Here is a 24,103-nt window from a genome sequence, read left to right on the forward strand (position 1 = left end):
GTTTCACAGGCCGGCGCGGCGCGCCACCTCGGCTTCAATCTGTTCCTGGATGTGGCCCCAGCGCGCAGAAAACACGCGGCCAAACCCCACCAGGATGCCAGTGCCCACCACCGCGATGGCCAACGCAGCCAGCCAGGTGCCGGTGTGATCGACGTTCAGCATCTGCCCCATGAACTTCATCTCGGGGCCCATGCCCAGGTCAAGCTTGATGTGATAGACCATCTCGATCAGGGCGCCCAAGCCCACCAGCAGCACCCCGGCACCGGTCAGCAGCCCCAGGTACAACCAGCGCAGCCGGCCCCAGAAGCCAAAACTGGCCACCCGCAGGTTCATCATGATCAGGCTGGAAATGCCGCCCGGGGCGTACATCACCATCAGCAGGAAGACCAGGCCCAGGTACAGCAGCCAGGCCTTGGTCAGCTCGGACAGCAGCACTTGCGCCACCACCATCAGCACACCACCGATGATGGGGCCGAAGAAGAACAGCGCCCCACCCAGGAAAGTGAACAGCAGCATGGCGCCCGAGGCATGGGCCCCCACCACTTCGGCGGTGACACGCTCGATGTTCAGGGCGCCCAGGCCGCCCGAGATGCCGGCAAAAAAGCCCGCGATCATGAACGCGATGTAGCGGATGCGCTGAGCGTCGTAGCCGATGAACTCGACCCGCTCGGGGTTGTCACGCACCGCGTTGAGCATGCGGCCCAGCGGCGTCTGCGTGAAGGCGAACATCAGGGCCGTGCACACGAAACAGTACAGCGCCACCAGGTAGTACACCTGAATCTGCGGGCCGAAGCTGATGCCCAGCACGGGCTCACCCACCACACGGTTGGCCGCGATGCCGCCTTCACCACCGAAGAACTCCGGCAGCATCAGCGACATGTTGAACACCAGCTCGCCCACGCCCAGCGTGATCATGGCGAAGATGGTGCCGGCCTTCTTGGTGGTGACCGAGCCCAGGATGGCCGCAACCACCAGACCACCCAGCCCGCCCACCACCGGCACCAGGCTGACGGGAATGCCCAGCGTGCCCTGCCCGGCCATGTTCAGGGCATGGATGGCTGCAAAGCCCCCCAGGCCTGAATACACGGCATGACCGAAGCTGAGCATGCCGCCCTGCCCCAGCAGCATGTTGTAGGACAGGCAGGCGATGATGGCGATGCCCATCTGCGTGAGCACGGTGGTGGCCAGGCCGCTGGTGAACAGCAGCGGGGCCACGATGAGGATCAGAGCGAACAGGCTCCAGACCACCCAGCGCCCGACGTTGACGGGCTTGAAACGGTAAACCTTCTCGGACATGGCGTTCTCACTCTTCCCGGGTGCCCAGCAGGCCCTTGGGACGGAAGATCAGGGTCAGGACCAGCAGCAGATAGGGCAGGATGGGCGCCATCTGCGACACGGTGATGCGCAGGAAGGGGTAGGACCAGTGGTCGAAGTTGACCTGATGGCCCATGTTCTGCATCACGGAGGCCACCGACACGTCGATGGTCACGGCAAAGGTCTGGATGAGGCCGATCAGCACCGAAGCGATGAACGCCCCGGCCAGGGAGCCCATGCCCCCCACCACCACCACCACGAAGATGATGGCGCCCACCGAAGCGGCCATGTTGGGCTCGGTGACGAAGGCATTGCCACCGATCACGCCAGCCAGACCGGCCAGGGCGCAGCCCCCACCGAACACACCCATCATGACGCGGGGCACGTTGTGACCCAGCGCCTGTGCCATGTCGGGGTGTGTGAGCGCAGCCTGAATGATCAGGCCCACACGGGTGCGGGTGAGCAGCAGCCACAGCGAGGTCAGCATGGCCAGCGCCACACCAGCCATGAAGCCGCGGTACATGGGGAACTGCGTGCAGTTGTTGCCCGCGGCGTTGCACAGCTCGGGGCTGCCAGCGCCCCACAGCAGGCTCACACCTTCGCCTTGCAACTTGGCCACCGTGAACATCGGGCCCTGCAGGGCTTCGGGCACACGGTAATCGACGTTGGCCGGCCCGAACATCAGGCGCACCACTTCGAGCACCAAGTACGACAAACCGAAGGTGATCAGGAGTTCGGGCACGTGGCCGTACTGGTGCACCTTGCGCAATGAGAAGCGCTCGAAAGCGGCCCCCAGAGCGCCCACCAGCAAAGGCGCCAGCACCAAGGCCGCCCAGAAGCCGACCTTGTCGGCCAGCACGTAGGCGGCGTAGGCACCGATCATGTAGAAACTGGCGTGCGCGAAATTGAGCACGCCCATCATGCTGAAGATGAGCGTCAGACCGGCGCTCAGCATGAACAGCAGCAAGCCATAACTCAGGCCGCTGAGGAAGAAGACGACAAAGGTTTCCATGCATTGCGGGCGGCCTGCGCCACCCCCTGAGGGTCGAACGCCCGGCCGCATCGTGGGCGACCGGGTCGGCGCAAGGGCTCAGGTCGAGCGGCCGCTGCGCCGGACGGCAGACACGCCACATGCGGGATCGACCGCATGCAGCGCATCAACGAAGCATCAGGGACGCTTCATCTGGCACGAGGTGGGCGTGCTGGCCACGTAGGCGTCAAAAGCCTGCACTGGCGCGAAGGTCATGCCCGTGCCTTCCACGTTGTACGTGTTCTTGGCATCGACCTTCTGCCACTTGGTGATGAACACCGGTTGCTGCATCTGGTGGTCACCCTTGCGCATCTCGACTTCGCCATTGAAGCTCTTGAACTTCATGCCTTCCATCATGGGCGCCACCTTCACGGGGTCGGTGCTCTTGGCCTTGGCCATGCCTTCAGACAGCATGGCCAGCGCGTGGTAGGTGGCGGCCGAGTAGTAGTCGTCGTTGAACTTCTTCTTGAACTCGGACACCAGCTGCGAGTTCAGGCCACCCAGGTTGTAGTGGCCATAACCCACCTGGAACACACGGCCGTCGGCCGCGGTGCCCAGCGCTGTTGGCGTGCCGCCGAAGTTGGCGTAGTAGGTGTAGAACTTGGTGGTCAGGCCGGCGTCGTTCGCGGCCTTGACCAGCAGCGCCAGGTCAGAACCCCAGTTGCCGGTGATCACGGTGTCAGCGCCCGATGCCTTGATCTTGGCCACATAGGGCGTGAAGTCACGCACCTGGGCCAGCGGGTGCAGGTCATCGCCCACGATCTGGACGTCAGGGCGCTTGCGCTGCAGGGTGCTCTTGGCGAACTTCGAGACCTGCTGGCCGTGCGCGTAGTTCTGGTTGATCAGGTACACCTTCTTCACGTCGGGCTGGCCCTTGATGAAGGTGCTCAGCGCTTCCATCTTCATGGAGGTGTCGGCATCGAGGCGGAAGTGCCAGTAGCTGCACTTGCTGTTGGTCAGGTCAGGGTCCACCGCGGCGTAGTTGAGGTAGACGATTTCCTTGCCGGGGTTGCGCTCGTTGTGCTTGTTCACAGCATCGACCAGGGCCAGGGCGGCACCGGAACCCAGGCCTTGCGCCACGTAGCGGATGCCCTGGTCGGCGGCGGCCTTCAGGGCGTTGGCGGTTTCCGCGGGGCTGAGCTTGTTGTCGAAGGTGACGATCTCGAACTTGACGCCCGCGGGGTTGTTCGCGTTGAGCTTCTCGGCCACGAACTGGAAGCTCTTGACCTGGTTCTGGCCGACACTGGCCATCAGGCCGGACAGCGGATCGATCCAGCCGATCTTGACGGTCTCGCCCTTCTGAGCGAAGGCCGCGGCGGAAGTCAGGGAAGCAGCGACCAGGACAGCCAGGGAACGACGGGTAAAGGTCATGTTTTTTCTCCTCGAAAAAGCAGTCGTGACAGTCACAGATTACCCCCCACATTCAAGGGGGGCACTTCGGGTTCACCCGAGGTCAGGGCAAACCATTGCAGCAAAAATGCAAAGGTATTTCCAGACACGGGCAGGACAAAAAAAAGCACCCTGAAAAGGGTGCTTTTTGGCTCAGCATCAAGCGGTGGGCAGCTTGTGATCCTTGAAGGTCTCGCGCAGCTTGAGCTTGTAGATCTTGCCGGTGGCGGTGTGCGGGATCTCGTCCACGAACACGACATCGTCGGGCGTCTGCCACTTGGGGATCTTGCCGTCGTAGAAGGCGATCAGCTCGGCGGCAGTCACCTCGGCACCGGGCTTCTTGACCACCACCAGCAGCGGGCGCTCGTCCCACTTGGGATGGAAGGCGGCAATGGCAGCGGCCTCATGCACGGCCGGGTGGGCCATGGCCACGTTCTCCAGGTCGATCGAGCTGATCCACTCGCCACCCGACTTGATCACGTCCTTGCTGCGGTCGGTGATCTGCATGTAGCCGTCGGGATCGATGGTGGCCACGTCGCCCGTGGGGAACCAGCCGTCGTGCAGCGGCGACTTGTCCATCTTGAAGTAGCTGCTGATGACCCAGTGGCCACGCACTTCCAGGTCGCCCGCGGCCTTGCCGTCCCAGGGCAGCACCTTGCCGTCACCGTCGACGATGCGCATGTCGATGCCGTAGATGCCCTTGCCCTGCTTGGCCAGGATGGCTTCCTTCTGGTCCTTGGGCAGGTCGGCATGCTTGGCCTTCAGGCGGCTGAGCGTGCCCAGCGGCGACAGCTCGGTCATGCCCCAGGCATGGATCACCTCAACACCGAAGTCATCTTGCAGGGTCTTGATCATGGCCGGCGGGCAGGCCGAACCACCGATCACGGTGCGCTTGAAGGTGCTGAATTTCAGGTTGTTCTGCTTGGCGTGGTTGATCAGGCCCAGCCAGATGGTGGGCACGCCGGCCGAGAAGGTCACCTTCTCCTGCTCGAACAGGTTGTACAGCGAGGCCCCATCCAGGTGGTGGCCCGGGAACACCAGGCGGCAACCGATCATGGCCGAGGCGTAGGGCAGGCCCCAGGCGTTCACGTGGAACATGGGCACCACGGGCAGCACGGTGTCTTGCGAGGACACGCTCATGGCATCGGGCATGGCCGAGGCGTAGGCGTGCAGCACGGTCGAGCGGTGCGAATACACGGCGCCCTTGGGGTTGCCGGTCGTGCCCGAGGTGTAGCAGATCGAAGCGGCGGTGTTTTCGTCGAAGGTGGGCCACTGGTAATTGCCGTCTTCGGCCTCGACCAGCTCTTCGTAGCACAGCAGGTTCGGAATCGACGATTCCTTGGGCATGTGCTCGCGGCCGCACATCACCACCACGTGCTTGACGCTGGGCATCATGGGGGCGAGCTTGTCGACCAGCGGGAAGATGTTCAGGTCGACGAAGATGGCCTTGTCTTCGGCGTCGTTGACGATCCAGGCCACCTGCTGGGGGAACAGGCGGGGGTTGATGGTGTGGCAGACCATGCCCGAGCCGGACACGCCGTAGTAGGTTTCGAGGTGGCGGTAGCCGTTCCAGGCCAGGGTGCCCACGCGGTCACCCGTTTTCAGGCCCAGGCGCTCAAGGGCCTGAGCAAGCTTGCGCGAACGCTGTTCGATGCCAGCCCAGTTGGTGCGGTGCATGTCGCCTTCGACACGCTTGGACACGATCTCGACGTCACCGTTGTGACGTGCCGCGTGCGTGAGCAGCGACGAGATCATCAAGGGCATGTGCATCATCTGGCCCATCAGGCTCATGGTTCAACTCCGTGATAACGAGTGTTCAGCAAGCGGTGCGACTCACCGCGGGAACCGAATCTGACAACATCAAATTTCAGTTACCGCTTCGATCATAGAAAGAAAACTTCGGTTCAGAAACAGCCTGCACCTAGGGGTTCACCCTAGACCTTCACAAGAAGGTGGTGAAACCAGACACCGCTTCACGTTCGGTGAGCAGCGTGTTTTCGATGGCCTGCGGGTCGGCGTGCCCCAGGGCCATGCCGCAAACCATCATGTGCCGTTCAGGGTCAAGGCCCAAGAGGGGGAGCACCACGCTGTGGTAATGGTTCCACGCGGCCTGAGGGCAGGTGTCCAGGCCGCGGGCCCGGGCCGCCACCATGACGCTCTGCAGGAACATGCCGTAGTCGAGCAGGCTGCCCCGCCCCATCACGCGCTCGATGGTGAAGACCAGGCCCACCGGCGCATCGAAAAACAGGAAGTTGCGCGCCTGCTGCATCTGCATGCCGGCCTTGTTGTCCTTGCCCAGGCCCAGCAGGCCGTACAGGTCGAGGCCCACCTTGCGGCGGCGGTCGATGTAGGGCGAAACCCACTCGCTGGGGTAGTAGTCGTACTGCTCGGTGTAGCGCTTGGTGGGGTCGCTCTGGGCGGCAGCGGCCAGCACCTGGTCGCACAGTTGCTGTCGGCGCTCGCCGGTCAGCACGTGCACGCGCCAAGGCTGGGTGTTGGTGCCCGAGGGCGCACGGGCCGCCACCGCCAAGATGGCTTCGATCTGCTCGCGTGGCACGGGTGTGGGCAGGAAGCGACGGATCGAGCGCCGCGAGGTGATGGCCGCATCCACAGCGGCCACGCTGTCAGGGGTGATGGCGTCGGGCTGGCGGGGCAGCGAGGCGGGGTGGGTCATGGCGTTGAGCAGTTCGAGGTGCTGCCGTTGCGCTCAGGCGGCAGGCATCTGAAGGCGCTGCAGGGCCTTCACGAAGTCATCGGGCAGCGCCGTGGGGCGACGGGTTTCGCGGTCCACGTACACGTGCACGAAATGCCCGCTGGCGGCCGACTGGGTCTGTCCTTCGTCGAACAGGCCGATCTCGTAACGCACGCTGCTCTTGCCGATGTGCGCCACACGGATGCCGGCCTCGACGTTCTTGGGGAATGCCAGCGGCGCGAAGTAGTTGCAATGGGTTTCGATGACCAGCCCGATCACCGCGCCCGCGTGGATGTCCAGCACACCGGCCTCGATCAGGTAGCGGTTCACCGCGGTGTCGAAGTAGCTGTAATAGGTCACGTTGTTGACGTGGCCGTAGATGTCGTTGTCCATCCAGCGCGTGGTGATCTGGCTGTGATGGGCGTAGTCGGAACGCTGGGTGGGGGTGGGCTTGCTCATGCGGCGATTATTTCCAGAAATGCGTCGGGCGTGAGACACGGTTCTGCCATGCAGGCGAAGGTGATCAACGGCGAAGCGCCTGCCAGATCAGGCGCGCTGGCGGGCGTGCCAGCTTTCGAAGCACAGGCGCACGGTCTGCCACTGCACCGCCAGCATGCGCTCCAGGTCACGCCCGTAGCCCCCGGCCATGCACACCACCAGGGGCACGCGCCAGCGCTCGGCCAGCTCCAGCACGCGGCGGTCACGCAGGGCCATGCCGGCATCCGTGAGGGCCAGATGCCCGAGGCGATCGCCCTCGTGGGCGTCGGCACCGGCCAGGTAGTACATCAGACCGAAGGGACGGTGGGCGTGGGCGGTTTCGAGCTGGCCCAGGGCCAGGTCCAGGGCCGCCAGGTAGGTGGCGTCATCACACCCCTTGTCCAGCGGCACGTCGAGCGTGCTGGCCGACTTGCGGAACGGGAAGTTCTTGTCGCCATGCAGCGACAGGGTGAACACCTCCTCGCGCCCGGCAAAGATGTCGGCGGTGCCATTGCCCTGGTGCACGTCCAGGTCGATCACCGCCACGCGCTGCACACCATGGCGCAAGGCCTGCTCAGCCGCCACGGCCACGTCGTTGAACACGCAAAAGCCACTGCCCTTGGCCCGCTGGGCGTGGTGGGTGCCGCCAGCCAGGTTCAAGGCCACGCCTTGCAGGCGGGCCAGCGCCGTGGCCTCCAGCGTGGCCCCGACCGACCGGCATGAACGCTCGACCATGGTGGGCGAATGCGGAAAGCCGATCTCGCGCCAGGCCTCCGGGGCCAGGGTGCCTTGCAGCACGGCCGCCACGTAGGCTGGATCGTGCGCCGCCTGCAGTTCGGCCTCTGTGGCCGCGCGGGCCTCTTGCACCACCACATCGGGCAGCTGGGCCTGCACCTGCTCACGCAGAAGGCGATACTTGGCCATGGGAAAGCGATGCCCCTCGGGCAAGGGCGGATCGAAACGATCGCAATGGAAAGCATGCATGGAGGCAGCATAACGACGCCTTTGTGCTGCGACGGCGACAGCCGCTTGACACGCTTGGGTTGACCGCAAGCCCACGGGCTGGCTACCATTACTGACCGACCAGTCATTAAGCAGCACATGCCCGATCGCATGGCGCGCCCGCAGCCTCCTTCCCCAGAGGCCGCGTGCGAGCCCTCCTCGCCCACCCGCCAACGCCGCAAGGCCGAGCGACCGCAGCAACTGCTGGAGGCCGCCTACACCCAGTTCACCACCCGTGGGCTGGCGGCCACACGCACCGAAGACGTGGCCCAGCTGGCCGGGGTGTCCAAGGGCACGCTGTTTCGCTACTACCCCAGCAAGGACGAGCTGTTCAAGGCCGTGATCCGCCATTACCTGGTGGAGGTGATCGACGCCAGCCGCGACCTGTCCGATCAATGGCAAGGCGGCACCGACGACCTGCTCAAGATGCTGGCGCACACCTGGTGGCAGCGCTTTGGGCAAAGCCACGCGGCCGGCATCTTCAAGCTGATCGTGGCCGAGGTGGGCAACATGCCCGAGCTGGCCCAGTTCTATGTCGACGAGGTGATCACGCCCACCTACCAGCTGGTGTCGCGCGCCGTGCAGCGTGGCATCGACAGGCAGGAGTTCCGGCCTGTCGAAGTGACCGCCGTGGTGCAAGCCCTGATGGCCACCGCCCAGTTCCTGGTGCTGTACCCCCAATGCACGGCCACCTGCCAGCACAACCCCATGCCGCTGGAGCCTGAGCGATTCATGAACACCCAGATCGACCTGCTGCTGTCGGGTCTGCGTCAGCCGCCCTCCGGGCGCGAAGGATGAGGCCATGCGCGTGAACAAAAGCTGGTGGATCGCACTGCTGGTGGTGGGTCTGGGCACTGCAGGCGTGGTGCGCACCATCGTGGCCAAGCGCCTGGCCCAGGCGAACCTGGCACAGACTGACGCTGGCACGTCCCGGGCCCTGACTCTGGCCAATGCCGATCTGTGGCGCGTCAGCGAGCAGACCCTGGTGCGCAGCGTCGCGGTGTCGGGCACGGCCCGCGCTGTGCAATCGGCCGTGGTCAAGGCCCGAACAGCGGGTGAAGTGACCCAGGTGCGGGTGCGTGAAGGCATGTCCGTGAAAGCCGGGCAACTGCTGGTGCAGCTCGATGCCCGTGATGCCCAGGTCCGACTGGAGCAGGCGCGCCAGCAGGCCGACGCAGCCAAGGCGCAATTGGCCATCGCCCAGCGCACGCTGGAGAACCAGCAGGCCCTGGTCGGCCAGGGCTTCATCTCGCGCACGGCCCTGGACACGGCCCAGTTCAACGCCGAGGCGGCCCAGGCCACCTGGCAGGCTGCGCAGGCCAACGCCCGCCTGGCCGACAAGGCCCTGGCTGACACGCGCGTGCTGGCGCCCCTGTCAGGCACCGTGTCGAAGCAGCATGTGCAGGCCGGTGAACATGTGAACCCCGATGCCCGGTTGATCGAAGTGGTCGACCTGTCGCGCATGGAAATGGAAGTGAGCCTGCAGCCGACCGATGTGGCGCAGTTGCAGGCGGGAACCCCCGGCCAGGTCACGGTGGACGGGGTGCCCCAGCCCCTGGCTGTTCAGGTGGCGCGCATCAACCCCAGCGCAGCGCCAGCGACACGGGCCCTGACCGTTTACCTCAGCGTGGCCGCCCACCCGGCCTTGCGACAGGGCCTGTTCGCCCGCGGGCAGCTCACCCTTGGGCGAGATACCGGACTGCTGGTGCCGCGCACCGTGGTGCACACGGGCACGCAAGGGCCGTTCGTGCAGGTGGTGCGCCAGGGGCGCGTGGTGCACCAGGCGGTCGGGCTGGGTGCCGAAGGCCACCTGGTTGATGTGGCGCCCACACCCGAAGCCCGAGTGGTGCGCATCACACGGGGCCTGCAAGCGGGCGACGAGGTGCTGCGTGAAAGTCTGGGCCTGGTGCGCGAAGGCACGCCTGTGCAACGCAGCCCTGGCGGCGCCAACGGCATGAAAGGCTGAACCATGTGGTTCACGCGCCTGTCGATCGGCAACCCGGTGCTGGCCACCATGATGATGGCCGCCCTGGTGGTGCTGGGCCTGTTTTCCTACCAGCGCCTGAAGATCGACCAGTTCCCCAACGTCGACCTGCCCACGGTGGCCGTGCGCATGGACTACCCCGGCGCCTCGCCCACCATCGTGGAAAGCGAGGTCACACGCAAGGTGGAAGAGGCCGTCAATGCCATTGCCGGCGTGAACCAGATCTCATCGCGCAGCTACGAGGGCAGCTCGGTGGTCATCGTCCAGTTCACGCTGGACACCGAAAGCCGCCGTGCGGCCGACGAGGTGCGCGAAAAGATCGCCCTGCTCAAGCCCTTGTTGCGCGAAGAGGTGAAAGACGCCCGTGTGCTGCGCTTCGACCCGGCCGACCGGCCCGTGATCACCCTCACCCTGTCATCGCCCGGCGGTCAGGTCAGCCCCATGGCGCTGACCACCTACGGCAACGAGGTGCTGCGCAAGCGCCTGGAGAACGTGCCCGGCGTGGGCTCGGTCAACCTCGTGGGCGGGCTCAAGCGCGAAATCAACATCTACCTGCAGCCCTCGGCGCTGGAGGCCCTGGGGGTCACACCCGAGCAGGTGCTCAACGCGGTGCGCAACGAGAACCAGGACCAACCCGCGGGCAGCGTGCGCACGGCCGACAACGAACGCGTGGTGCAGGTGTCGGCCCGGCTGCGCACGGTGGAAGACTTCCGCCAGCTGATCGTGGCCAGCCGCAACGGCCAGCCCACCCGCCTGGCCCAGGTGGCTGAGGTGGTCGATGGCCCACAGGAGCGCGACAGCCTGGCGCTGGTCAGCGGTGAACGCGCCCTGGCCCTGGAGGTGCTCAAGGCCCAGGGCGAAAACACCCTGACCGTGGTCCAGGGCATCAAGAAGGCGCTGGCCGAGGCCCAGGCCGAATTGCCCGCTGGCATGCAGGCCCAGGTGGTGCGCGACAGCAGCCGCCCGATCGAGGTGTCGGTCAATACCGTGCGCCGCACCCTGATCGAAGGCGCCGTGCTCACGGTGCTGATCGTGTTCCTGTTCCTGAATTCATGGCGCTCGACCGTCATCACCGGGCTGACGTTGCCGATCTCCATCATCGGCACCTTCTTCTTCATGGACCTGATGGGCTTTTCCATCAACATGGTCACGCTGATGGCCCTGAGCCTGAGTGTGGGCCTGCTGATCGACGACGCCATCGTGGTGCGCGAGAACATCGTGCGGCATGTGCGCATGGGCAAATCGGCCTGGCAGGCCGCACTCGACGGCACGCAGGAGATCGGCCTGGCCGTGCTGGCCACCACCCTGTCCATCGTCGCCGTGTTCCTGCCGATCGGCTTCATGGGCGGCATGATCGGCAAGTTCTTCCACGAGTTCGGCCTGACCATCGTGGCCGCCGTGCTGATCTCGATGTTCGTGAGTTTCACGCTCGACCCCATGCTGTCGAGCGTGTGGCACGACCCGGCCATCGGCGCGCGGCCCGGCACCGGCCTGTACGACCGCACCCTGGGCCGGCTCACGCACGCCTTTGAACGTTTCACCGACTCGCTGGCACAGGGCTACGAGCGCCTGCTGGCCTGGTCCCTCGACCACCCCCGCCTGCCCCTGGGCGCCGCCGGCGGCAGCATGGTGGCCGCGCTGGCCCTGGTGCCGCTGCTGGGCACCGAGTTCGTGCCCCGCGCCGACTATTCGGAAACCTATGTGATGTTCCACACGCCCACAGGCACATCACTGGAGGCCACCGAAACCCGCACCCGGCAGGTCGAGCAGACCGTGCGACGCATGCCCGAGGTGCAGTACACCGTGGCCACCATCAACACCGGCTTTGCCCAGGGGCGCAACCAGGTCACGCTGTACGTCAAGCTCAAGCCACGGGCCGAACGCACGCGCAGTGTCGACCAGCTCTCGGTGCCCCTTCGACAGACCCTGGCCAGCATCCCGGGCATCACCGTCACGCATGCGGGGGTGCTCGACGCCCTGGGCGGCCAGAAGCCGATTTCCTTTTCGCTGCAGGGCAGCGACCTGGCCACGCTGGAGCGCCTGAGCGCGGAACTGCTGCCCACCCTGCGGCAGATCCCAGGGCTGGTCGACATCGACAGCAGCCTCAAACCCAACAAGCCCACGGTGGATGTGGTGGTCGACCGCGACGCCGCCGCCGACCGGGGCCTGAGCGTGGCCGCCATCAGCCGCGCACTCGACATCCTGGTCAGCGGCAAGGTGGCTGGCACCTGGCGTTCGGAAGACGACCTCAACCACGACATCCGCGTGTCGGTGGCCCCCGAGGCACGCCGCACGGCCGACGACATCGCCGCCACGCCGCTGCTGCTGCCCGCAGCCACGGACGGCAGCGCGCAGGTGGTGCGCCTGAGCCAGGTGGCCGAGGTGCGCAACAACCTGGGGCCCACCCAGGTGAACCGCCGAGACCTGAACCGTGAGATCGAGATCACGGCCAACGTGAGCGGCCGCTCGGTGGGCGAAGTGTCGAAAGACATCCGCCAGGCCCTGGACCGCCTGAGCTACCCCAGTGGCTACCGCAGCCGTTTCGGGGGCTCGACCAAGGACATGACCGAGGCCTTTGCCTATGCGGTGTCGGCACTGGCCCTGGCCGTCATCTTCATCTACATGATCCTGGCCTCGCAGTTCCGCAGCTTCCTGCAGCCGCTGGCCCTCATGAGCGCCCTGCCCCTGACCCTGATCGGCGTGGTGCTGGCCCTGCTGATGTTCGGCTCGACCCTCAACATGTTCTCGGTCATCGGCATCATCATGCTGATGGGCCTGGTCACCAAGAACGCCATCTTGCTGGTCGATTTCGCCAACCGGGCCCGCGCAGGCCAGGCCCATGACGAGCGCACCGGCGAGCCCCTGCCCGCCCTGCCCCGCCGCGAGGCCCTGCTCATGGCCGCCCGCGTGCGCCTGCGCCCCATCCTCATGACCACGCTGGCCATGGTGTTCGGCATGGTGCCGCTGGCTTTTTCCATGATGGAAGGCTCGGAGCAACGCGCCCCCATGGGCCAGGCCGTGATCGGGGGCGTCATCGCTTCTTCGGTGTTGACCCTGGTGGTCGTGCCGGTGGTCTACAGCTACATTGATCGGTTGTCGGCCTGGGCCGGTCGACGTTCATCCACAGGTCATTTCGGCACTGAAAAGGCGACCGAGCCGCTCAATTCCGCCGACAAGGGCGGTGGCACTTCATAAAATAACGGGTTTGGCAGTGCAGCGCGCTGCCCCCTGACAAGATTCAACCGGTTCCTGCCGGCAACCCTGGAAACGCACCATGAACGTCGAACAAGCCCGCTTCAACATGATCGAACAACAGATCCGCCCGTGGGACGTGCTGGACACGTCCGTGCTGGCCCTGCTGTCGGTCGTTCGCCGTGAGAATTTCGTGCCGGCCGCCCACCGCAGCCTGGCCTTCATGGACATCGAGATTCCCCTGCCCGGCGGCCAGAACATGCTGGCCCCGCGCGTGGAAGCCCGCATGGTGCAGGACCTGAACCTGTCCAAGCGCGACCGTGTGCTGCTGATCGGTGCCGGTTCGGGCTACATGGCCGCCTTGATCGCCCACAAGGCCCAGCGCGTGATCGCCATGGAAAACCGCCCCGAGCTGGTCGAATTCGCCCGCACCAACCTGCGCAACAACCAGGTGCACAACGCCGAAGTGGCCCTGGGTGAAGGCAGCGAAGGCCTGCCGGCGCAAGGCCCCTTCGACGCCATCGTGCTGACCGGCTCGGTCACCGCCGTGCCCCAGACCCTGTTCGACCAGGTCAAGGCCGGCGGCCGCCTGCTGGCCATCGTCGGCCGTGAGCCGGTCATGCAGGCCACCCTGTTCACCAAGGCTGCTGATGGCAGCCTGACCTCTCGCCGCCTCTTCGACACCGTGGCCACCCCGCTGGACCGCATGGCTGCCGAAGCTGGCTTCACTTTCTGACCCCTGTATCGGCCCCACCGCCCTGGCCTGTTCGAGTCGATCCCAAAGGAAACCCATGTTGCATCACGGTCCCTGCCAACGTCCCGCTTCGAGCCTGCGCCGCACTGCGGCGGCCGTGGCATTGCTTGCATCCTGCTGGGCGGCAGGCGCCAGCGCCCAGAGCCTGAGCGAGCTGTACCAGACGGCCCGCGGCTACGACGCGGCCTTCCTGGCCGCCCAGGCCCAGGCAGAGGCCACCGGGTACAAGGTTGAACAGGCCAAGGCGGCCAACTTGCCCAATGTGGGCCTGAAAGGTTCGATCTCGCGCAACCAGTTCGAGCCGGCCAACAAGAACTTCCAGTTGGGCAATGTCGACAAGTTCCACTTCACGAACAAGTCACTGGCCCTGCAGGCCCGTCAGTCGCTGTACAACAAGGGCGTGACCACTTCGATTCAGCAGTCAGAAGAATCACTGAAAGTCGCCCAGGCCGAGCTTCGTGTGGCCGAATCCGACCTGATCGTGCGTCTGTCGCAGGCCTATTTCGACGTGCTGGGCGCCCGCGATGCCCTGACCACGGCCCAGACCAACAAGAAGGCCCTGGCCGAGCAGCTGGCATCGGCCAAGCGCAATTTCGAAGTCGGCAACGCCACCATCACCGACACCCGCGAAGCCCAGGCCCGCTTTGACCTGGCCACCGCGCAGGAAATCGCAGCCGAGAACGACCTGAAGGTCAAGTCGATCGCGCTGGACCAATTGGTTGGCCTGAGCAATGTTCAGCCGCTGCCGCTGGCCGCACCGGCACAAAGCCCGGTACTGAGCCCCGCCACTGCCGACGAATGGGTGGCCCTGACGGCCGACTCACCCAATGTGGTCAAGGCTCAGGTCGCCCTGGACATCGCACGCATCGAATCTGGCAAGGCGCAAGGCGAGCACCTGCCCACCGCCGACCTGGTGGGCACCATCAGCCGCACCGAGGTCGATGGCTCGGCCTCGGCCGCGCTGGCGTCCAGCACGGGCACCAATGCCTCCATCGGTGTGGAAGTGAACGTGCCAGTGTTCGCCGGCTTTGCCACCACCAACCGCATCAAGGAAAGCGCCTCTCTGTTGACCAAGAGCGAGCGTGACCTGGATAACGCCCGCCGCAGCATGGCCCTGGCCACCCGCCAGGCCTTCTTCGGCGTGCAGTCCGGGCAGGCACAGGTCAAGGCCCTGGAAGCAGCCGAAGCCTCGGCCAAGCTGGCCCTGGAAGCCACGCAACTGGGCTACCGTGTGGGCGTGCGCGTGAACAAGGACGTGCTGGACGCCCAGACCGCCCTGGCCACCACCCAACGCGACTTGTCCAAGGCTCGCTACGACGTGATCGTGGGCACCATGAAGCTGCGCCAGCTCAGCGGCAGCCTCAAGGCCGAAGACCTGGACAACCTCAACAAGCTGCTGACCCGCTGATCCCGCGGATCCCGCCGATGTGCGGGCGGGGCACCCGGCGGGTGCCCTTGGGTCCATCAGGCGCCTTCGGGCGCCTTTTTCATGGGCTCAAGTCAACGCGCGAGCGATGCAGGCGCCCTCGCCGCTTGTGCCACCAGCGCATCAGCCCAGTGCCCACGCTGAGCAGCCAGGCCACGCCGGCCAGCAGCACCGCCACACGCCCGACCAGGCCCAGGGCCTCGCCGCTGTGCAGCGGGTGCAGCCAGGCCAGCACCGATTCGGCGCCCGAGTGCCGGGCCGGGTCGCGCACGGCCAGCACCTCTCCCGTCTGCGCGTGCACCCACACCAGGCTGCGCGGAAACCGCCGGCCGGGCTCGTCAGGTTGCCACAGCCGCACGCGCCACACCGGCATGCCGCGCCCTGGTGTCTCGACCCAGCGCAACTCGGCCCCCGGGAACTGGGCCTGTGCACGGGCGATGACCGTGTCCGCGGTCATGGTGGCCTGCCCGACCTCGAAGTCAGGCGCGTGAAACGAAGGGGCAGGCTGCACGCTCGACACCCTCTGCAGCAGGGGCTTGAACCAGTCGGGCTCGGCCAGCATCACACCCGTGCCCACCAGCAGCAACCACACGGGCAACACGAGGGCACCCAGCACACCATGCAGGTCATACACCCACTGCTGCGCCCGGCCGCGCCAACGCACCTGCAAGGCCCTGCCAGGACGCCTGGCCCGCCACCACAGGCACAAGCCCACGCCCATCAGGGGCACGGTGGCCAAACCCAAGATGGCCAGCACCGTTCGCCCGGCGCGGTCCAGCAGCAGGGTGTAATGCAGGTCGTACAGCCAGGTCACCAGGTACTGGCCCCAGAAGCGCTCGGCCAGCACCTCACCCCGGTCGGGCGCCAACATCACCATCAAGGGCGCGAACTCACGCCCCTGGGTTTCAGCAGGCTTCATGTAGCGCGCCTGGGCGGGCCAGCCGGGCTGCAAAGGCATCTCGATGCGCCAGGAGCCCACGCGATCGGGATGGTGTGCCCGCAACGCTTGCCACTGCTGCTGCACCACCCCGGGAACCGGCAGAGCGTCCGGGGCTGGGCGATGCCTGCCCGCATGATCCCCGCCGGTTGCCGCGGCCTGCCACTGAGGGTGCAGCCACAGGTCGATCTCGGGGTAGAACACCAGCAAGGACCCGGTCAGAGCGAGCACACCGACCACCGCCGACAAGGCCAGGCCCAGCCACCGATGCAGCCAGGTCAGCCAGCCCCTCACAGGCTCACCTGCACCGACAGGTACACCGCCCTCGGCGCACCGGGCGAGAACATGGGTTGGTACGCCCCGGAAGGCCAGAAAAAGTTGTCCCACCACACGTACTCGTGGCGGCGGTTCAGCAGGTTTTTCACCTGCAGGTCCACGCTCACGGTCGGGCTCAAGGCATGCCGCACCGATGCATCGAAGAGCACATGCCCTCCGTGCTTGCCCTGGGCATTGAGGTCGTCGATGAAGTAAGAGCCTTGTGCCCGCCCCTGCACACCCAGCACCCAGCCAGGCAGCCCGCTGTATGCCATGCCCACATTGGCCACATAGCGCGGCGTGCTGAACACCTCCTTGCCGGCCACCGAGGTGCTGGCCAGTGCATAACCCCCCCGCACCTTGGCCTGCTGCCACGACTGCGAAGCCCACAGCTTCCAGTGATCAGCCACGGTGGCCGAGGCCGACAGGTCCACGCCTTCTCGACGGGTGGCCCCCAGTTGCTGTGCGACGCCTGCGCTGGGCAGGTTGGCGACCTCGTCTGTGGCATCTTGACGCCACCATGCCAGACGGGCTTCCGACTGCGGAGCCCACTGCCAACGGCTGCCCAGCTCGTAGCCGGTGTTGATGGAAGGCTCGGTGCTGGCAGGCGGCGTGCTGGGGTAGGCATTGCTGCCCGACCCGGTCAGGATCTGGAAGGTCTTGCCCCAGTTGGCGTACACGTTGGCCTGCGCATTCAAGGCGTGCACCACACTCAGCTTGGGCTGAGGGATCCAGCCGTAATCTTTCAGACTGGCGGCCTTGCCCGTGGCGTTGTAGCGCACATGGCCCGTGAACTGGTCCATGCGCAAGGCTGGCACCACCTTCCAACCGGGCAACGGCTTCCACACGCCCTGCATGTAGGCACCCACGTTGTCGAGCGAGTAGTTCGCGTCATTCGAGGTGGTGGCTGGCGTAGAGAAATCGGTCGGCACCGCAAAGGCGTAGAAATACCGCTGGTAGCGGTTGGCCTGCTGCTCCAGGTTGGCACCAGCCTCCAGCGTGAGCCGCTCGTTGAGCCGCCAGGTGAGCTGACCGATCCAGCCCGACTGGTCTTCCACCCAATGCCTGCGCTGACGTGGCGCATTCGAGCCGCTGTAACCTGTGTAGGTCACGAAGCGATCATCGTCGATGCTGTTGACGTACAGCAGGCTGCTCCACTGCAGATCGTCGGTCGGCTGGTGGCCCACGCGGACACTGAGGTGCTGCATGGCACGGTCGTCGTGGTCATTGGCATTGCGGGCGGCCGACTGGAAACGGTCAGCCGCCAGCTCGGCCGCGGTCAGGTAACCCGCCTCTTGTGCATCTTGCTGCGACAGCCGGGCCGTGACGCCCAGGGTCCAAGCCGAGTTCGGCCGGAACGTCCACTTGCCACTGGCCGCCAGTTTCTCCGAACGGCCATGGTCTCTGTGGCCCTCGGTGTATTGGTGCTGCAAGGCGTAGTTCTGCGACCACCGCGGCCCTTCACGACCCAGCGCCAATTGCACCTCGCGGGCACCCCAACTGCCCACCGTGACACGGCCTTCGCTGTAACGGCCACCCTGGCGGGTGAACAGCTGCACGTTGCCCCCGATGTTGTGCAGGCCGTAGCGGGGGTCATTGGTACCCTTGATCACCTCCACCGATTCCAGGTCCAGCGGCACCACCATGTCGAAATGGCGCAGGTTGCCACTGTTCACGTTGCTGGGCACGCCATCGATCAGCAGCTTGACGCCGTTGATGTACCCCTCGCCGTTGAAAGCTCGGAACGAGGGCTTGCCCGATTCAGCACCCAGGCGGAACTCGGTGAGCTGCACGCCGGGCATCAGGCCCAGCACCTCCCAGCTCTGGGCAAAGTGCTGGCCGGCCAGGCGCTCAGCACCGATGGCGTCGACCGAGGTGAGGATCTGTCGCGAGGGCAGCGACACCGTGCGGGGCGCCACCACGGTCACGTCATCGAGGGCTTGCGCCTGGGCTGTACCCAACGCATTCAAGGCGGCCAGGCAGGCCGCGGCGCACACGTTCAACCGAATGCCCCCCCGCAGGCAGGGACGGTGGATGGTCTGAAAGTTCTGATTCACTGCGATCTCCGTGCGGGACGCAGGAGGCCGGACGCACCGACCCCACAGGGTCAGGTGCAGGCTGGGTGCCCAACCGGACCGCGCCAACGTGCCCGCTGATTCTCAAAGCGCCCTGCCACAGGCAGGGACCAAGCGCCCGTTCAGGCGCACCTTGAACAATCAGGCAGACCGAGGCGGCCCTCGAGCGGACCACCGCCATGCAGGTGCAGTGTGGGGCTCAAGCGCATCGTCAGTGGGCGTCTGCGCGTTGGCGACGTTCGCCGCCGGAAGATGCGCCTGCGATGCGCCAGGCGGAGCGGCAAAAGGCAGACACAGCGCGCAATCGAGGGAGTGCAGCGACGCCAGCAGGCCGGTCGCGTCTGATGCCGAGCCACCCGCGTCGAGGCTCGCACGGTCGGCACCCAGGGCACTGCCCGCGCGGTCAGGGGCCGCGGCACAGATGGCACCCAGCAGTTGGGGTGATGAACTGGCCCAGACCGGTGCCAGTGCCGACCAGCCCAAAACCGACCACAACAACGCCACGACCAGGCAGGTCAGGAGGCGAGCGCGGCGAAGGGCGTGCATCGTGGGTGTGAAAATGGGGGTGGTGCCGGCTGTCGGGTTCGAACTGACGACCTACCGCTTACAAGGCGGTTGCTCTACCAACTGAGCTAAGCCGGCGCCGCTTGCATTCTACAAGACAAAAGGCCCGTCAGACGCGGTCTGGCGGGCCTGCGCCACACACCGGAGGGGCGTGCAGCCGAGGGACAACACCGTCACTTCACGCGACGAAGCGCCGGACGCGCGCCGGCTGGCGGCGGCGTGGGCTCGTCACCGCCGTCATCGGGCTCGTCGGCATCGTCGGCCTGCGAGGTCTCCGCCACTGGCGTCAATCGCAGCCCGCCTTTGCGAGGCGATTCGGCCGAGGTGCGGGGTGCATCATCGGCACTCGTTGCCTCGGCATCGGTGACAGGTTGTGGCACGGGGAACGCCATGCCCTGCCCGTTCTCGCGGGCGTAGATGGCGATCACGTGGTCCACCGGCACGATGATCTCGCGCGCCACGCCGCCGAAGCGGGCCTTGAACTCGATGAACTCATTGCCCAACTGCAGCTGACTGGTGGCGTCAAAGCTGACATTGAGCACGATCTCGTTGTTCTTGACGTACTCCTTCGGCACCTGAACGCTCTGGTCAACGTACACCGCCAGGTACGGCGTGAAGCCGTTGTCGGTGCACCAGTCGTGCAGGGCGCGGATCAGGTAAGGCCGAGTGGAGCTTCCCTGGGCTTCGGCGTCTTGGCTGGTGGTCATGTAGGCAGTGTGGTCGTCGACAAGGCGCGCTTACTTGCGCATCACCTTCTCGGAAGGCGTCAGTGCTTCGATGTAGGCCGGACGCGAGAAGATGCGCTCAGCATACTTCAGCAGCGGCAGGGCATTCTTCGAGAGTTCGATGCCGTAGTAATCCAGACGCCACAGCAGGGGGGCAATTGCCACGTCCAGCATGGAGAAATCGTCACCCAGCATGTACTTGTTCTTCAGGAAGATCGGGGCCAGCTGCGTGAGGCGATCGCGGATCTGCGAACGGGCCTTCTCCAGCTGCTTGTCGTTGCCCTTCAAGCCGCCACGGCCTTCCAGCAGGTTCACGTGGGCGAACAGCTCCTTTTCGAAGTTCAGCAGGAACAGGCGCACGCGGGCGCGGGCCACCGGGTCTCCTGGCATCAGCTGCGGGTGCGGGAAGCGTTCGTCGATGTACTCGTTGATGATGTGCGACTCGTACAGGATGAGGTCACGCTCGACGAGGATGGGCACCTCGTTGTACGGGTTCATCAAGGCGATGTCTTCGGGTTTGGCGAACACATCCACGTCACGGATTTCGAAATCCATGCCCTTTTCGAACAGCACGAAGCGGCAGCGATGCGAGTAAGGGCAGGTCGTGCCGGAGTAAAGCACCATCATGGCGGTGTAATCCTCAGAGGTCAGTCAAGGCCGAAGCCCGAAAACAACGAGGCGCAGTGGCGCCCATCGAGGGGCGAGCACTGCGCCGGAGGGCCTTCAGCGAGGAAGGCGCCTCGTCATCACTTCACGTCTTTCCAGAAGGCTGCATTCAGACGCCAGGCGATGAAGAAGAAGCCAAACAGGAAGATCATGACACCCACACCGATGCGCACGCGGTTCTGCGCATTGGGTTCGGCCATCCAGGTCAGGTAAGCGACCAGGTCGGCCATGTTCGAGTCGAACTCCTGCGGGCTCATCTTGCCCGGGGTCAGTTGTTCGAAGCGCTCGAACTCGTGGATCTTCTTGGCGGCGTCATGCGGATCGGCCTTCTCGACGAAGTTGGCCGCACGCTGACCCTGCAGTTCCCACATCACGTGGGGCATGCCCACGTTCGGGAAGACCAGGTTGTTCCAGCCGGTCGGACGGGTGTCGTCGCGGTAGAAAGTACGCAGGTAGGTGTACAGGTAGTCAGGGCCGGTGCCGGAGTGGCTGGCGCGCGAGCGGGCCACCAGGGTCAGGTCAGGCGGGGTGGCGCCGAACCATTCCTTGGCGTCCTTCGGGCTCAACGAAACCACCATGGTTTCGCCGACCTTCTCGGTGGCAAACAGCAGGTTGGCCTTGATCTGTTCTTCGGTCAGACCGATGTCCTTCAGGCGGTTGTAGCGCATGAAGGCCGCCGAGTGGCAGTTCAGGCAGTAATTCACGAAGAGCTTGGCGCCGTTTTGCAGGGCGGCCAGATTCGTCACACGCTCTTGCGGGAACTTGTCCAGCGGGAAGCCGCCACCGGCGGCCTGAGCGCCAGTCACCAGGGCCAACGTGGCCAGCAGGGTTGCGAGGATCTTTTTCATGTGAATGTTCTCCCGGCGATCAGTGCGGCGTGAAAGTGACGCGGTCCGGGACCTTCTTGAAGGTGCCCATCTGGCTCCAGAAAGGCATCAGGACGAAGAAGCCGAAGTAGATCAGGGTGCCGACCTGCGACACGATCTCACCGGTGGGCGACGGAGGTTGCACACCCAGGTAGCCCAGGATGACGAAGTTGATCACGAACACGCCATACACCAGCTTGTGCCAGTCAGGACGGTAACGGATCGACTTGACCGGGCTGTGGTCCAGCCAGGGCAGGAAGGCCAGGATCACCACAGCACCACCCATCACGGCCACACCCCAGAACTTGGCTTCGAAGGTCTTGAGCAGACCGATCAGCACGGCAGCACCGATCAGCGCAGCGACCTTGGTCTTGCCATCGCCCTTGCCCTTGATCAGGTTCAGGATGGCGCCAATGCCGATCAGCACGCTCAGCACGTTGACCATCAGGTCGGTGGTGGCACGCAGCATCGAATAGAAGGGCGTGAAGTACCAGACCGGGGCGATGTGTGCGGGCGTCTTGAACGGGTCGGCGGGGATGAAGTTCGGGCGCTCCAGGAAGTAGCCACCGAATTCAGGTGCGAAGAAGATCACCGCGCAGAAGCAGATCAGGAAGCCGACCACACCCAGCACGTCGTGCACGGTGTAGTAGGGATGGAACGGAACGCCGTCGAGCGGGTTGCCGTTGGCATCTTTCGGGCCTTGCTTGATTTCCACACCATCGGGGTTGTTCGAACCCACTTCGTGCAGCGCAATGATGTGGGCCACCACCAGGCCCAGCAGGACCAGAGGCACAGCGATCACGTGCAGCGCGAAGAATCGGTTCAGGGTGGCATCGCCCACGACGAAGTCGCCGCGGATCAGGATGGCCAGGTCAGGACCGACGAAGGGGATGGCCGCGAACAGGTTGATGATCACCTGGGCGCCCCAGTAGGACATCTGGCCCCAGGGCAGCAGGTAGCCCATGAAGGCCTCTGCCATCAGGCACAGGAAGATCAGGCAACCGAAGATCCAGACCAGTTCGCGCGGCGTGCGGTAAGAACCGTACATCAGGCCACGGAACATGTGCAGGTACACCACCACGAAGAAGGCCGATGCACCCGTGGAGTGCATGTAGCGGATCAGCCAGCCCCAGGGCACATCACGCATGATGTATTCCACCGAGGCGAAGGCCAGGTTGGCATCCGGCTTGTAGTTCATCACCAGGAAGATGCCAGTGACGATCTGGATCACCAGCACCAGCATGGCCAGTGAGCCGAAGAAGTACCAGAAGTTGAAGTTCTTGGGCGCGTAATACTCACCCACGTGTTCGTTGTAGAGCTTGGTGGCCGGGAATCGGTTGTCGACCCAGGTCATCAGCTTCTCGCCGGCTGTGGCGCCAGCCGGTGCGGTTTTGAATTCAGCCATGTGTTTCTCCTGCGCGGGGCTCAGGCCTTCTTGTCCTCACCAATCAGCAGCTTGGTGTCAGACAGGTACATGTGGGGCGGAATCTCGAGGTTGTCCGGTGCGGGCTTGTTCTTGAACACGCGACCGGCCATGTCGAAGGTGGAACCATGACAAGGACACAGGAAGCCGCCCGGCCAGTTGTCGGGCAACGAGGGCTGGGCGCCCGCCTGGAACTTCGACGACGGCGAGCAGCCCAAGTGGGTGCAGATGCCCACCGCCACCATGACATCGGGCTTGATCGAGCGGTTGCCGTTGCGGCAGTACTCGGGTGTGAGTTCGGCCTGCTTGCGCTCGGATTTGGGATCAGCCAATTCGCCTTCGATCTTGGGCAGCGCAGCCAGTTGCTCGGGCGTGCGCTTGATGATCCACACGGGCTTGCCGCGCCATTCGACCGTCATCATCTCGCCCGGCTGGAGCGCACTGATGTCAGCTTCCACGGCAGCACCGGCGGCACGCGCCTTTTCAGAGGGCTGGAAAGTCGAAACGAAGGGCACGGCGGTGGCCAGGCCACCGACACCGCCGGCAGCACAGGCCGCGGTCACCCACGTCCGACGGCTTTGATCCACAGGCTGATTGCTCATGGGGGTTCCTTGGGGACGAGTCTAGATAGATTGGGTCAACCCGGCATTGTATCGGAGCTCACGGGGCATTCCCGTACCACTTGTGGGAATTCAACCCGGATCCAAGCTGTGACAAAGTCGAAGGGTCGACGCCGCTTGGGCGCTCAGCATTTCCCTTTCACTTTCAAGCACTTCCCGCACTTCAGGAGAGCAAGACATGAGCTTTGTGACCGAATTCAAGGAGTTTGCCGTCAAGGGCAACGTGATGGACCTGGCCGTTGGCGTGATCATCGGTGGCGCCTTTGGCAAGATCGTCGATTCGGTGGTCAATGACCTGATCATGCCGCTGGTGGGCAAGGCCGTGGGCGGCCTCGACTTCAGCAACTACTACGTGGCACTGGCCGGTCAGGACGCCACCCTGCCCCTGGTCGAAGCCAAGAAGCTGGGCGCCGTGTTCGCCTACGGCAACTTCCTGACCGTGCTCCTGAACTTCATCATTCTGGCCTTCATCATTTTCATGATGATCAAGCAGATCAATCGACTGAAGAAAGAAGCGCCTGCAGCCCCCGCCGCACCGGCCGCCACCCCGGAAGACGTTTTGCTGCTGCGTGAAATTCGTGACAGTTTGAAAAAATGACTCCAGATCGGCCGCTGCTCGGCCGATAGCGAAGGCTGAGGTGGAGGCACATTG

General features: G+C 65.0%; 20 protein-coding genes and 1 tRNA gene. 6 read left to right on the forward strand and 15 right to left on the reverse strand.

Going from position 1 to position 24,103, the window contains the following annotated elements; all coding sequences use genetic code 11:
- Positions 1-3: 3 nt before the first annotated feature.
- From EYS42_RS06135 to EYS42_RS06165, 7 genes are all read right to left on the reverse strand, one after another.
- The gene (locus tag EYS42_RS06135) at positions 4-1,296 is read right to left on the reverse strand and encodes a branched-chain amino acid ABC transporter permease (protein WP_130966962.1); all 1,293 of its coding nucleotides are present in this window, start codon (positions 1,294-1,296) and stop codon (positions 4-6) included.
- A 7-nt stretch (positions 1,297-1,303) separates the two neighbouring features.
- The gene (locus EYS42_RS06140) at positions 1,304-2,326 is read right to left on the reverse strand and encodes a branched-chain amino acid ABC transporter permease (RefSeq protein ID WP_130966963.1); all 1,023 of its coding nucleotides are present in this window, start codon (positions 2,324-2,326) and stop codon (positions 1,304-1,306) included.
- A gap of 156 nt (positions 2,327-2,482) precedes the next feature.
- On the reverse strand, positions 2,483-3,715 hold the full coding sequence (locus tag EYS42_RS06145) for a branched-chain amino acid ABC transporter substrate-binding protein (RefSeq protein ID WP_130966964.1): 1,233 nt from the start codon (positions 3,713-3,715) through the stop codon (positions 2,483-2,485).
- A 177-nt stretch (positions 3,716-3,892) separates the two neighbouring features.
- Positions 3,893-5,524 carry a 3-(methylthio)propionyl-CoA ligase gene (locus EYS42_RS06150; protein WP_130966965.1) on the reverse strand — a complete coding sequence of 544 codons (1,632 nt, stop codon included), beginning with the start codon at positions 5,522-5,524 and terminating at the stop codon, positions 3,893-3,895.
- A 151-nt stretch (positions 5,525-5,675) separates the two neighbouring features.
- Entirely contained in the window at positions 5,676-6,407 is a 732-nt protein-coding gene (locus EYS42_RS06155; protein ID WP_130966966.1) for a nitroreductase, read from the reverse strand.
- 33 nt (positions 6,408-6,440) lie between these two features.
- A complete protein-coding gene (locus EYS42_RS06160) occupies positions 6,441-6,884 on the reverse strand; it encodes an acyl-CoA thioesterase (RefSeq protein WP_130966967.1) in 444 nt (147 codons plus the stop codon).
- Positions 6,885-6,971: 87 nt separating this feature from the next.
- Positions 6,972-7,886 (reverse strand): histone deacetylase family protein, encoded by a 915-nt coding sequence (locus EYS42_RS06165; RefSeq protein WP_130966968.1) that lies wholly within the window; start codon positions 7,884-7,886, stop codon positions 6,972-6,974.
- 117 nt (positions 7,887-8,003) lie between these two features.
- Here EYS42_RS06165 and EYS42_RS06170 point away from each other — a divergent pair, with 117 nt between their 5' ends.
- From EYS42_RS06170 to EYS42_RS06190, 5 genes are all read left to right on the forward strand, one after another.
- Positions 8,004-8,702 (forward strand): TetR/AcrR family transcriptional regulator, encoded by a 699-nt coding sequence (locus EYS42_RS06170; RefSeq protein WP_130966969.1) that lies wholly within the window; start codon positions 8,004-8,006, stop codon positions 8,700-8,702.
- Between the two features lie 4 nt (positions 8,703-8,706).
- Positions 8,707-9,870 (forward strand): efflux RND transporter periplasmic adaptor subunit, encoded by a 1,164-nt coding sequence (locus tag EYS42_RS06175; RefSeq protein WP_130966970.1) that lies wholly within the window; start codon positions 8,707-8,709, stop codon positions 9,868-9,870.
- Between the two features lie 3 nt (positions 9,871-9,873).
- Positions 9,874-13,083 carry an efflux RND transporter permease subunit gene (locus tag EYS42_RS06180; RefSeq protein ID WP_130966971.1) on the forward strand — a complete coding sequence of 1,070 codons (3,210 nt, stop codon included), beginning with the start codon at positions 9,874-9,876 and terminating at the stop codon, positions 13,081-13,083.
- Positions 13,084-13,162: 79 nt separating this feature from the next.
- Positions 13,163-13,816: a protein-L-isoaspartate O-methyltransferase family protein gene (locus EYS42_RS06185; RefSeq protein WP_130966972.1), complete on the forward strand. Its 654-nt coding sequence runs from the start codon at positions 13,163-13,165 to the stop codon at positions 13,814-13,816.
- Between the two features lie 115 nt (positions 13,817-13,931).
- Positions 13,932-15,242: a TolC family outer membrane protein gene (locus tag EYS42_RS06190; RefSeq protein ID WP_245503526.1), complete on the forward strand. Its 1,311-nt coding sequence runs from the start codon at positions 13,932-13,934 to the stop codon at positions 15,240-15,242.
- 79 nt (positions 15,243-15,321) lie between these two features.
- On the opposite strand, the gene EYS42_RS06195 is transcribed toward EYS42_RS06190, so the two are convergent.
- From EYS42_RS06195 to petA, 8 genes are all read right to left on the reverse strand, one after another.
- A complete protein-coding gene (locus EYS42_RS06195; RefSeq protein ID WP_130966974.1) occupies positions 15,322-16,491 on the reverse strand; it encodes a PepSY-associated TM helix domain-containing protein in 1,170 nt (389 codons plus the stop codon).
- On the reverse strand, positions 16,488-18,569 hold the full coding sequence (locus tag EYS42_RS06200) for a TonB-dependent receptor (protein ID WP_207301118.1): 2,082 nt from the start codon (positions 18,567-18,569) through the stop codon (positions 16,488-16,490). Before EYS42_RS06200 ends, EYS42_RS06195 begins: the two co-directional genes overlap by 4 nt.
- A 584-nt stretch (positions 18,570-19,153) precedes the next feature.
- Positions 19,154-19,229, reverse strand: a tRNA-Thr gene (locus EYS42_RS06205).
- 95 nt (positions 19,230-19,324) lie between these two features.
- Positions 19,325-19,858 carry a ClpXP protease specificity-enhancing factor gene (locus tag EYS42_RS06210; protein WP_130966975.1) on the reverse strand — a complete coding sequence of 178 codons (534 nt, stop codon included), beginning with the start codon at positions 19,856-19,858 and terminating at the stop codon, positions 19,325-19,327.
- A gap of 30 nt (positions 19,859-19,888) precedes the next feature.
- The gene (locus EYS42_RS06215; protein WP_125242292.1) at positions 19,889-20,503 is read right to left on the reverse strand and encodes a glutathione S-transferase N-terminal domain-containing protein; all 615 of its coding nucleotides are present in this window, start codon (positions 20,501-20,503) and stop codon (positions 19,889-19,891) included.
- Positions 20,504-20,622: 119 nt separating this feature from the next.
- Entirely contained in the window at positions 20,623-21,390 is a 768-nt protein-coding gene (locus EYS42_RS06220) for a cytochrome c1 (RefSeq protein WP_130966976.1), read from the reverse strand.
- A 19-nt stretch (positions 21,391-21,409) separates the two neighbouring features.
- The gene (locus tag EYS42_RS06225) at positions 21,410-22,813 is read right to left on the reverse strand and encodes a cytochrome b (protein WP_130966977.1); all 1,404 of its coding nucleotides are present in this window, start codon (positions 22,811-22,813) and stop codon (positions 21,410-21,412) included.
- Between the two features lie 20 nt (positions 22,814-22,833).
- The gene (petA, locus tag EYS42_RS06230; RefSeq protein ID WP_130966978.1) at positions 22,834-23,433 is read right to left on the reverse strand and encodes a ubiquinol-cytochrome c reductase iron-sulfur subunit; all 600 of its coding nucleotides are present in this window, start codon (positions 23,431-23,433) and stop codon (positions 22,834-22,836) included.
- 196 nt (positions 23,434-23,629) lie between these two features.
- Between petA and mscL the strand changes: the two genes are divergently transcribed.
- Positions 23,630-24,049 carry a large conductance mechanosensitive channel protein MscL gene (gene mscL / locus EYS42_RS06235; RefSeq protein WP_130966979.1) on the forward strand — a complete coding sequence of 140 codons (420 nt, stop codon included), beginning with the start codon at positions 23,630-23,632 and terminating at the stop codon, positions 24,047-24,049.
- Positions 24,050-24,103: the final 54 nt, after the last annotated feature.

This window comes from Aquabacterium lacunae, assembly GCF_004310865.1.
Classification (GTDB): Bacteria; Pseudomonadota; Gammaproteobacteria; order Burkholderiales; family Burkholderiaceae_C; genus Aquabacterium; species Aquabacterium lacunae.

Excerpts from the sequence above, each read along its gene's own strand:
- EYS42_RS06135 (WP_130966962.1), bottom strand. The coding sequence starts at position 1,296 with ATGTCCGAGAAGGTTTACCGTTTCAAGCCCGTCAACGTCGGGCGCTGG.
- EYS42_RS06140 (WP_130966963.1), bottom strand. The coding sequence starts at position 2,326 with ATGGAAACCTTTGTCGTCTTCTTCCTCAGCGGCCTGAGTTATGGCTTG.
- EYS42_RS06145 (WP_130966964.1), bottom strand. The coding sequence starts at position 3,715 with ATGACCTTTACCCGTCGTTCCCTGGCTGTCCTGGTCGCTGCTTCCCTG.
- EYS42_RS06150 (WP_130966965.1), bottom strand. The coding sequence starts at position 5,524 with ATGAGCCTGATGGGCCAGATGATGCACATGCCCTTGATGATCTCGTCG.
- EYS42_RS06155 (WP_130966966.1), bottom strand. The coding sequence starts at position 6,407 with ATGACCCACCCCGCCTCGCTGCCCCGCCAGCCCGACGCCATCACCCCT.
- EYS42_RS06160 (WP_130966967.1), bottom strand. The coding sequence starts at position 6,884 with ATGAGCAAGCCCACCCCCACCCAGCGTTCCGACTACGCCCATCACAGC.
- EYS42_RS06165 (WP_130966968.1), bottom strand. The coding sequence starts at position 7,886 with ATGCATGCTTTCCATTGCGATCGTTTCGATCCGCCCTTGCCCGAGGGG.
- EYS42_RS06170 (WP_130966969.1), top strand. The coding sequence starts at position 8,004 with ATGCCCGATCGCATGGCGCGCCCGCAGCCTCCTTCCCCAGAGGCCGCG.
- EYS42_RS06175 (WP_130966970.1), top strand. The coding sequence starts at position 8,707 with ATGCGCGTGAACAAAAGCTGGTGGATCGCACTGCTGGTGGTGGGTCTG.
- EYS42_RS06180 (WP_130966971.1), top strand. The coding sequence starts at position 9,874 with ATGTGGTTCACGCGCCTGTCGATCGGCAACCCGGTGCTGGCCACCATG.
- EYS42_RS06185 (WP_130966972.1), top strand. The coding sequence starts at position 13,163 with ATGAACGTCGAACAAGCCCGCTTCAACATGATCGAACAACAGATCCGC.
- EYS42_RS06210 (WP_130966975.1), bottom strand. The coding sequence starts at position 19,858 with ATGACCACCAGCCAAGACGCCGAAGCCCAGGGAAGCTCCACTCGGCCT.
- EYS42_RS06215 (WP_125242292.1), bottom strand. The coding sequence starts at position 20,503 with ATGATGGTGCTTTACTCCGGCACGACCTGCCCTTACTCGCATCGCTGC.
- EYS42_RS06220 (WP_130966976.1), bottom strand. The coding sequence starts at position 21,390 with ATGAAAAAGATCCTCGCAACCCTGCTGGCCACGTTGGCCCTGGTGACT.
- EYS42_RS06225 (WP_130966977.1), bottom strand. The coding sequence starts at position 22,813 with ATGGCTGAATTCAAAACCGCACCGGCTGGCGCCACAGCCGGCGAGAAG.
- petA (WP_130966978.1), bottom strand. The coding sequence starts at position 23,433 with ATGAGCAATCAGCCTGTGGATCAAAGCCGTCGGACGTGGGTGACCGCG.
- mscL (WP_130966979.1), top strand. The coding sequence starts at position 23,630 with ATGAGCTTTGTGACCGAATTCAAGGAGTTTGCCGTCAAGGGCAACGTG.